4 protein-coding genes are annotated in these 8,064 nt (G+C 71.8%); all 4 read right to left on the bottom strand.

What is annotated here, in order from left to right:
* Positions 1–293: 293 nt before the first annotated feature.
* Positions 294–1,496: a signal recognition particle-docking protein FtsY gene (gene ftsY / locus ACZ470_RS30815; RefSeq protein WP_468432487.1), complete on the bottom strand. Its 1,203-nt coding sequence runs from the start codon at positions 1,494–1,496 to the stop codon at positions 294–296.
* A gap of 193 nt (positions 1,497–1,689) precedes the next feature.
* The gene (locus ACZ470_RS30810; protein WP_468432485.1) at positions 1,690–3,108 is read right to left on the bottom strand and encodes a sugar porter family MFS transporter; all 1,419 of its coding nucleotides are present in this window, start codon (positions 3,106–3,108) and stop codon (positions 1,690–1,692) included.
* Between the two features lie 194 nt (positions 3,109–3,302).
* Complete coding sequence (locus tag ACZ470_RS30805) at positions 3,303–7,214, bottom strand: AAA family ATPase (RefSeq protein ID WP_468432483.1); 3,912 nt, start codon at positions 7,212–7,214, stop codon at positions 3,303–3,305.
* A gap of 281 nt (positions 7,215–7,495) precedes the next feature.
* A complete protein-coding gene (locus tag ACZ470_RS30800) occupies positions 7,496–7,699 on the bottom strand; it encodes a hypothetical protein (protein WP_468432481.1) in 204 nt (67 codons plus the stop codon).
* Positions 7,700–8,064: the final 365 nt, after the last annotated feature.

Genomic DNA, 8,064 nt, shown 5'->3' with positions numbered 1-8,064 from the left:
TTTCGGAACCCTTGCTGGCTGCGCCCACCGCCAAGAAATGGGGCCCCGGGGAACCCCCCCCCCCCCCCCCCCCCCCCCCCCCGCTCTCCGCGGGCAGCCGGAGCCCCGCCCATCCGCGGGCAGTCGTGCCGCAGGGCGGCACGGGTGGGCGCGACGGCACCCCGCAAGCGCCGGGCCGCGCGACCCACCCCCGGCCCACACCAACGCACGGCCCCCGACACGGCGAAGCGCCCGTCCCCCAACCAACCGGGGGCGGGCGCTTCTTCGCCTTCACATCCGACGGAGTCGAAACCTCACTCCCCGATGAGCGCGTCCACGAACGCCTCGGGCTCGAACGGCGCCAGATCGTCCGCCCCCTCCCCGAGCCCGACCAGCTTCACCGGCACCCCCAGCTCACGCTGCACGGCGACCACGATGCCCCCCTTGGCCGTACCGTCCAACTTGGTCAGCACGATGCCGGTGATGTCGACGACCTCGGCGAAGACCCGCGCCTGCACCAGACCGTTCTGACCGGTGGTGGCGTCGAGCACGAGCAGCACCTCGTCCAGCGGCGCCTGCTTCTCCACGACCCGCTTGACCTTGCCGAGCTCGTCCATGAGCCCGGTCTTGGTGTGCAGCCGGCCGGCGGTGTCGATGAGCACGGCATCGGCGGCGATCTCCTTGCCCTCCTTGACCGCGTCGAACGCGACGGAGGCCGGGTCACCGCCCTCCGGCCCGCGCACCGTGTGGGCGCCGACCCGCTCCCCCCAGGTCTGGAGCTGGTCGGCGGCGGCGGCACGGAAGGTGTCGGCGGCGCCGAGGACGACGGTGTTCCCGTCGGCGACCAGGACGCGGGCGAGCTTGCCGGTGGTGGTGGTCTTGCCGGTGCCGTTGACGCCGACGACCATCACGATGCCGGGACCGCCCGCCGCGTTCTCGGTGTGCACGGTGCGGTCCATCTGCGGGCCGACCAGCGTGATCAGCTCCTCGCGGAGCAGTCCGCGCAGCTCCGCCGGGGTGCGGGTGCCGAGCACCTTCACGCGCTCGCGCAGCCTCTCGACCAGCTCCTGGGTGGGCTGCACGCCGACGTCGGCGGTGAGCAGGGTGTCCTCCACCTCCTCCCAGGTGTCCTCGTCGAGGTGCTCGCGGGACAGCAGGGTGAGCAGGCCCTTGCCCAGGGCGTTCTGCGAACGGGAGAGACGGGCGCGCAGCCGGACCAGACGGCCGGCGGTGGGCTCCGGGATCTCGATCTCGGGAGCCTCGGCGGCGGGCGGTTCCTCGATGACGACGGGACCGGCGCCCGCCGGAAGATCTACCTCCTCGATGGTGCGCCGCGGTTCCTCCCGCGGCGTCTCGGCCTCTTCGCCGACGTGCGGCTCGGCCGGAGGGGCGGTGATGTCGGGCGCGGCGGGCGGCGGCGGGGGCAGCGGCTTCTTGCGCCGGCTGCCGACGATGAGCCCGCCGAGCGCGCCGAGCACGACCACGGCGATGACTACAGCAAGGATGACGATGTCCATAACGCGTCCCAGTATCGGCCATGGGTACCCCGGTCGCGCCGATGGTGACGCGCGCCGGACGGTGCGTGCCGCGCGGTGCGGGCATACCGCCGCCCCGGCTCGGACGGTGCCGGGCCGGGGCGGTGGGTGGGGGGTACGAGGAGAGGGGCAGCGGGGACTTGAACCCTTCTCCTCGGGCTCGGTGGGCTGCCGGTCAGCCCATCTCCTCCAGCGCCTTGCCCTTCGTCTCCTTCACGAACTTCAGGACGAACGGGATGGAGAGCGCGGCGAAGACCGTGTAGATCACGTAGGTGACCGACAGGTTCCAGTCGGCCAGCGACGGGAAGCTCGCGGTGATGGCCCAGTTGGCGACCCACTGCGCGGCGGCGGCGACGCCGAGGGCGGCGGCGCGGATCCGGTTGGGGAACATCTCGCCGAGCATGACCCAGACGACCACACCCCACGACAGGGCGAAGAAGAGGACGAAGACGTGGGCGGCGATCAGGGCGACCCAGCCCTGGGTGGCGGGCAGCTGGCCGTCGACGAGGTCGGCCGAGAAGGCCCAGGCCTCCAGCGCGAGGCCGATCACCATGCCGACGGAGCCGATGATCGCGAGCGGCTTGCGGCCGATGCGATCGACGAAGATCATCGCGATGACGGTGCCGACGATGTTGATGATCGACGTGGTGAAGGAGTAGAAGAACGAGTCCGTCGGGTCGACGCCGACCGACTGCCACAGCGTCGAGGAGTAGTAGAACGCGACGTTGATGCCGACGAACTGCTGGAACACCGACAGGCCGATACCGATCCAGACGATCGGCTTGAAGAAGAAGCTGCCGCCGAGCAGGTCCTTGAAGCTGGACTTCTCCTCGCGGTGCATGCCCGACTCGATCTCGGTGACACGGGCGTCCAGGTCGATGTCCTTGCCCTCGACCTCTTCCAGGATCTGCCGGGCGCGCTCGTGCTTGCCGACGGAGATCAGGTAGCGGGGCGACTCGGGGATGGCGAAGGAGAGCAGGCCGTAGAGGACGGCGGGGACGACCATGACGCCGAGCATCAGCTGCCAGGCCTCCAGGCCCATCAGCTCACCGCGCTGGTCGCCGTCGGCGGCGTTCAGGATGCCCCAGTTGACCAGCTGCGAGACGGCGATGCCGACGACGATCGCGGCCTGCTGGAAGGAGCCGAGCCGGCCGCGGTAGGCCGGCGGGGCGACCTCGGCGATGTAGGCCGGGCCGATGACCGAGGCCATACCGATGGCGAAGCCGCCGACGATCCGCCAGAAGGCGAGGTCGTACAGCGAGAAGGGCAGTGCGGAGCCGACGGCGCTGACGGTGAACAGGACCGCGGCGATCTGCATGCACCGGATGCGGCCGATGCGGTCGGCTATGCGGCCGGCGGTGGCGGCGCCGATGGCACAGCCGATCAGGGCGACGGCGATGACCTGTGCGAGCGCGGCGGAGCCGATGTCGTAGCGGTCCCGGATGGCCTCGACGGCGCCGTTGATCACGGAGCTGTCGTAGCCGAAGAGGAAACCGCCCATGGCGGCCGCCGCCGCGATGAAGATGACGTGCCCGAGATGTTCGGGATGAGCCGTCCTGGCTCCTGACTTCTGTGCCTGCGCTGTGCTGGTCACGTGTACTCCTCGGGCCACCGGCAACATCGCCGGGTGGGGGGTCAGCCCTTCGAGGTCCACCTGAAGGTACCTGAAGGTAAAAACAACATTGCAGAGACTATGCCTTCAACTTTTGAAGTCAATAGGCTGTGTGCTGTGAGTTTTGAGACGCGCCAGAGTAGTGATCGTTCAGAACTTGAAGATTGTGTGCCGGTCTAGCGCAGACGCTGGCTGATGACCTTGGACACCCCGTCGCCCTGCATGGAGACGCCGTAGAGCGCGTCGGCGACCTCCATGGTGCGCTTCTGATGCGTGATCACGATCAGCTGCGAGGCCTCCTGGAGCTCCTGCATGATCCGGATCAGCCGCTGGAGGTTGGTGTCGTCGAGGGCGGCCTCGACCTCGTCCATGACGTAGAACGGGCTGGGCCGCGCCTTGAAGATCGACACGAGCATCGCCACGGCGGTCAGCGACCGCTCGCCGCCCGAGAGCAGCGACAGCCGCTTGACCTTCTTGCCCGGCGGACGCGCCTCGACGTCCACGCCCGTGGTGAGCATGTTGTCGGGGTCGGTCAGCACCAGCCGGCCCTCACCGCCCGGGAACAGTCGGGAGAAGACGCCCTCGAACTCGCGGGCGGTGTCCCGGTAGGCCTCGGTGAAGACCTGTTCGACGCGTTCGTCGACCTCCTTGACGACCTGGAGCAGGTCGGCGCGGGTCTTCTTCAGGTCCTCCAGCTGCTCGCTGAGGAACTGGTGGCGTTCCTCGAGCGCCGCGAACTCCTCCAAGGCGAGCGGGTTCACCTTGCCGAGCTGCTGGTAGGCGCGCTCGGCTGCCTTCAGACGCTTCTCCTGCTCGGCCCGTACGAAGGGGCGGGGCCTGTTGCGCGGGTGGTCCGGATCCTCGGGCAGCTCCTCGCCCTCGGCGGGGGGCGAGGGCGGGACCAGCTGGTGCGGGCCGTACTCCGACACCAGCCCGGCCGGTTCGACACCCAGTTCCTCCAGCGCCCTCGTCTCCAGCTGCTCCATCCGCAGCCGTTTCTCGGCGCCGAGTACCTCGCCCCGGTGAACCGAATCCGTCAACTTGTCGAGTTCCGCCTTGAGGTCGCGCCCCTCGGTGCGGGCGCGGGCGAGTTCCCGCTCCCGGTGGGCCTTGGCGGCGTCGGCGGCGGTGCGCTCCTCGTCGGCGCGGGCGAGGGAGACCTCGACGTGCGCGAGCAGCTGCCGGGCGCCGGCGGCCACGGCGCCGGCGACCTGCGCCTCGTGGCGCAGACGGGCCCGGCGCTGTTCGGCACGCGCGCGTGCCTCGCGTTCCGCGCGGGCCGCGCGGTCCAGGGAGTCGGCCCGTCCGGCGAGCCCCTTGACCCGCTCCTCGTGCGTACGGACCTGGAGGCGGGCCTCCATCTCGGTCTGGCGGGCGTTGGCGCCGTCGGCGGCGAGCCGGTCGCGGGTGGAGGTGTCGGGCTCCTCCTCGTACGGCATCTCCTCGGCGACCGCGAGCCGTTCGGCGAGTTCCTCGACGTCGGTGAGTGCCTTGTCGAGGGCGTCCTGCGCCCGCGCGGCGGCTGCACCGGCCCGCTCGGCCTCCCCCGCGGCGCCGCGGGCCTGCCCGGCGAGCCGGCCGAGCTGCTGGGCGACGGAGGACTTCTCCCGGTCGGCGGCCCGGCGGCGCTCCCCGAGTTCCTCGACGAGGGCGGCGGCCTCTTCGCGCCGTTCCGCTGCCGCGCGCTGCTCCTGTGCCAGTTCCTCGCAGCGGGCCGCGAGCTCCTCCAGCTCGGCGGCGGCCTCGTCCACCGACGCCTGGACCTCCAGCAGGCTGGGGGCGGCCGCGGAACCGCCGTGGGCGAAGTGGGCGCCGAGCAGATCGCCCTCGGCGGTGACGGCGGTGAGGTGGGGGCGGGCGTAGACGAGTTCCTCGGCGTCCTCCAGGGTGCCGACGACGACGATTCCGTGCAGGAGGCGGCGTACAGCGGGCATGAGCTCGGCCGGCCCACTGACGAGGTGCTCCGCGGGGAGGGGGGACGCGGACGGTTCGACGACTGCGGGTGCGTCGTGGCCGGGCGCGCAGTTCCCCGCGCCCCTGGACGGCGTTGCCGCCGACGTACTTGGGGCGGCGCCCCCAGCCAGTCCGCTCGCCGGATCCGCCGCGAGGCGCTCCGCGGGGAGGGGGGACGCGGACGGTTCGGCGCCTGCGGGTGCGTCGTGGCCGGGCGCGCAGTTCCCCGCGCCCCTGGACGGCGTTGCCGCCGACGTACTTGGGGCGGCGCCCCCAGCCGGTCCGCTCGCCGGATCCGCCGCGAGGCGCTCCGCGGGGCGGGGGGACGCGGACGGTTCGGCGACTGCGGGTGCGTCGTGGCCGGTCGCGCGGTTCCCCGCGCCCCTGGGGGGTGTTGGCGTGGGCGGGTGTTCGGGGGCTCCCGTCAGGAGTAGGGGGGCTCGGCCCGCGTCCTGTTTGCGGAGGAGGCGGATCGCGTCGGCCGCGGCGGACGGGGAGGTCACCGCGACCGCGTCGGCCGCCGCGCCGAACGCGGCCGCGAGCGGTACCTCGTAGCCGGGGGTCACCGTCAGCAGTTCCGCGGCCGGGCCGAGCAGCCCCGTGAGGCGGCCCCCCGCGCCCAGCAGCGCGCCGGTGCCGTCCTTGCGGCGCAGGCCGAGGGAGAGGGCCTCGTGGCGGGCCCGGGTCGCGGCGCGCCCGCGTTCCGCCGTGGTGGCCGCCTCGCGGGCGGCGGTGAGGGCGGCCTCCGCCTCCGCGAGCCGCCGCTTGGCGTCCTCGTGCCGCTCGGCGAGTTCGGCGTCGCCGGCGTCGAGGCCGTCGACCTCGGCCTTGAGGGCCTCGTACTCCTCCTGTGCGGCGACGGCGCGTTCCTGCGCCTCGTCGCGGGCGGCGGCCAGCCGCTCGATCTCGGCCTGCGCGGAGGCGGCGCGCGAACGGGCCGCGCCCACCTGTCCCTTGAGCCGGGCGAGTCCCTCGCGCCGGTCGGCGATGGCCCGCGCGGCGTCCTTCAGGCGCCGCTCCTCCTGGGCGAGTTCCCGTTCCAGCTCCGCGCGGTGGGCGACCGTGTCCTCCAGGGCGCGTTCGGCCGCCTCCAGGGCGGCCTCCAGTTCGGCCTCCTGCTCGCGGATACGGGTGGCCTCGCGCTCCATGTCCTCGGGGTCCCGGCCGCGCCGCTCCTCGGGGGGCACGGAGGTGGCGCTCTTCACACGCGCGTCGGCCAGCGAGATCGTTCCGCGCACCCGCTCTGCGAGCTGGGAGAGCTCGTACCAGGTCTGCTGGGCGTTCTGGAGCCGCGGGCTGAGCCGGCGTACCTCGTCCTCCAGGAGGGCCTCGCGCTGGAGGGCCTTCTTCAGCTCGGTCTCCGCCGCCTCCTTGCGTTCCTTGAGGGCGGCCTCGTCGGCGATCTCCGCCTGGAGCGCCTCACGCAGCCGTACGAGGTCGTCGGCGAGCAGCCGCAGCCGGGCGTCGCGCAGGTCGGCCTGGATCACGGCGGCCCGCCGCGCGACGGCGGCCTGCCGGCCGAGCGGCTTGAGCTGGCGGCGCAGCTCGTCCGTGAGGTCCTGCACGCGGGCGAGGTTGGCCTGCATCGCGTCGAGTTTCCGCAGCGCCTTCTCCTTGCGCTTGCGGTGCTTGAGGACGCCGGCCGCCTCCTCGATGAAGGCGCGACGGCCCATGGGGTCGGCGTGCAGGACGGAGTCGAGCTGGCCCTGGCCGACGATGACGTGCATCTCGCGGCCGATGCCGGAGTCGGAGAGCAGCTCCTGGATGTCGAGGAGCCGGCAGGTGTCCCCGTTGATCTGGTACTCGCTGCCGCCGTTGCGGAACATGATCCGCGTGATGGTGACCTCGGCGTACTCGATGGGGAGGGCGCCGTCGGAGTTGTCGATGGTCAGCGACACCTCGGCACGGCCCAGCGGCGGGCGGCCGGTGGTGCCGGCGAAGATGACGTCCTCCATCTTGCCGCCGCGCAGCGACTTGGCGCCCTGCTCGCCCATGACCCAGCTGAGCGCGTCCACGACGTTGGACTTGCCCGAGCCGTTCGGACCCACGACGCATGTGATCCCCGGTTCGAACCGGAGCGTGGTCGCGGAAGCGAACGACTTGAAGCCACGGAGGGTCAGGGCCTTGAGGTGCACGCCGCCGGACTCTACCCGCCGGGCAGGTCTCACTCCATGAACGTGCGGTTTCGCGGGTGAACGCGCAGGGCACACCAGACGTTGAAGAGGGTGAAAGGATGCGCGGGACAACGAGCGGTTGGCGCCGTGCGCGGGGGTGCGGGCACCGGGGCGAGGACGCGGAGGCGAGAAAGAAAGAAGGGACGCCGGGGCGTCCCTTGCCATTCTGACTGCTTGGCGGTGGTGACGGGCGGGCCCGACCACTGCTGAGCTGTTCGTACAGCGGTGATGTGATGCAGTGATCAGGTGAGCGCAGGCTCCGCCTGGTGTGCGTCAACGCTCTCCATGATCCTGTCGTGAGAAGCGGCAGCCGTCAGCTCGTCGTTCTCCGCCTGGATCCGTACGAGCTCGGATTCCAGGTCCTGGACGCGCTGCTGGAGCCGTCGCATCTCGGCGAGGAGTCGCGGGTCGGAGCCGCCGACGTAACCGAGAAGCGCCTTTGCCATGATGGATGGTCCTCCACACTGAGTGACCGACCGATGCGGTGTGGGTCGTGAGGGATTCGCACCCGCGGTTGCTTGGCAGGCCTGGAGTTGTGGTGCCGTTCAGCCATGCCAAACAGCTAAGGTGCGCGGGGCTTTCAGCGTCTCACCAAAAAGTTTGAGGGTCAACACGATCACGCCCCGTATTGGCGGACAACCGGGCGCGCACGGCCGGGAAGCGGCGGCGTCGCGACTCTCACGGGTCCTCGGGACGTGGCGATCATCTTGGCGGCCGGCGCCGTCCACGGCAAGCCCCTCTCGCCAATCACCAGGACTTTTTCCTCGCGCGACGCCCACTGTGCGAACCGTCCCCGGCGCCCGGGGCCGCC

It is taken from the genome of Streptomyces sp. NPDC031111 (assembly GCF_055570675.1).
This window is presented reverse-complemented; position numbering and strand designations above follow the sequence as displayed.